At 75.9% G+C, this 1,865-nt stretch carries 1 protein-coding gene; it reads left to right on the top strand.

The genetic code is table 11. The annotated features are described in order from the left end of the window. Positions 1–502 precede the first annotated feature (502 nt). On the top strand, positions 503–1,861 hold the full coding sequence (locus tag G6556_RS18620; RefSeq protein WP_166944612.1) for a C40 family peptidase: 1,359 nt from the start codon (positions 503–505) through the stop codon (positions 1,859–1,861). Positions 1,862–1,865: the final 4 nt, after the last annotated feature.

The following is a 1,865-nucleotide window of genomic DNA, read 5'->3' as shown; positions in this document are numbered from 1 at the left end:
GCGTCGTGCCAGGAGGGGTCCCGGGCGGCCGGTGCCGGTGTGCGGCGCCCCGGGGGCGACGCCGTGGTCGCCGTCCGCGGGGCGTCGGGGCCGCGGCCCGAGGGGCCTGCGGGCACAGCCGAGCGTGCGCTGGTCAGCGACACATTCGGCGGGACATGCCGCCCACAGTACGGAGGCGGCCCCGGGCCGTGGAACAGCCGTCCCGCGATGTGAGACGCGCTGTCCACGGCGGCGCTCCGGGCGGCCGCGGAACCGCACGTCGGGGTGCCGTCGGTCGTCCGGTCGGGTGATTCGTCCCCCCTGGTGTCCGGTTCGTCCCGAACCACGCCGATGTGACTCGTGTGAACGGTGTGACTCGTGTTCACTTCTGTGATTTTCCCCGGTAGCGTCCCTCAGCGGGGCGCGGGGACTCCGCCGGCCCCGGTCGCGCACGCGGTGCGCGAGGGGTGGCGGACAGGCGACGAGAGGCGAGCGAGTGCGGACCACGGGACGAGCACGCGCGGTGCGCGGTGCAGCCGCGGCGATCACGGCGGCGGTGCTGCTGCTGCCGGCGGGCGGGGTGGCGCTGGCCGACCCCGACGTCAGCGACCAGGACGTGCGGGACGCGCGGCAGGCGGTGACCTCCGCGTCCTCGGCCGTCGCGTCCATCGAGGTGCGGCTCGCCGAGCTGAGCACCCAGGCCGAGACCAGCCAGGTCGCCGTCCAGCAGGCCGGCGAGACCTACGCGCAGGCCCAGGCCGACCTGGCGACCGCGCAGCAGCAGGCCGCCGAGGCCGCCGACCAGTACGACCAGGCGCAGGAGCAGTTCGCGTCCGCCCGGGCCACGCTGGTCGCGATCGCCCGCGAGGCGGCGCGCTCCGGCGGCTCGATGGACACCGTGCAGGCGCTGCTGTCCGCCGACGGCTTCGAGGACGTCGTCGCGCGCAGCGAGGCGCTGTCGCACGTCAGCTCGAAGGCCGACCAGGCCGTGCAGGGCTACCTCGCGGCCGAGCAGGTCGCCACCACGCTGAAGGCGAAGGCCGACGAGGCCGCCGCCACCCAGGAGTCCGCGGCCGCCGAGGCCCAGGACGCGCTGGACGCGGCCCAGCAGGCCCAGACGGACGCCGACCGCGCGGTCGCCTCCGCGCAGACCGAGCGCGCGGGCCTGATCCAGCAGCTGGCCGTCGCACGGAACACCAGCACCGAGGTCGAGCAGGCCCGCCAGGACCAGATCGACGCCGAGCGCCAGCAGCGCGCCGAGGCCGCTGCCCAGGCCGAGCGCACCACCACCCCCGCGGCGGGCACGCCGGCCGCGGGAGGCGGCTCGGCGCCGGCGGCCGGGGGCGGGTCGGCCGCGCCGTCGACGCCCTCGACGCCGAGCACGCCCAGCACGCCCAGCACGCCCTCGACCCCCAGCACGCCGTCGACGCCGAGCACTCCGCCGGCCACGACACCGCCGGCCACGACGCCGCCCGTCACCCCGCCGGTCACCACCCCGCCGCCGGTGTCGGCGAGCAAGGCCGAGACCGCGATCGCCTGGGCGCGGACCAAGCTCGGGCTGCCCTACGTCTGGGGCGGCACGGGCCCCAACGGGTACGACTGCTCGGGTCTGACCCAGGGCGCGTGGCGCGCCGCGGGCGTCACCCTCAACCGCACCTCGCGCGACCAGTACCGTCAGGTCACCAAGATCTCGTACAGCAACCTGCAGCCGGGCGACCTGGTGTTCTGGGGCACGAACAAGAACGACGCGAGCAGCGTCTACCACGTGGCCCTCTACATCGGGAACGGCCAGATCCTCGAGGCGCCGCGCGAGGGCGTCCCGGTCAAGATCTCGCCCATGCGGTACACGAACTCGATGGCCTACGCAGGCCGGGTGGGCTGACCGG

It is taken from the genome of Cellulomonas sp. IC4_254 (assembly GCF_011603975.1).
GTDB lineage: Bacteria > Actinomycetota > Actinomycetes > Actinomycetales > Cellulomonadaceae > Cellulomonas.
Note: the sequence above shows the minus strand (reverse complement) of the source record. Positions and strands in the feature narration are given on the sequence as shown.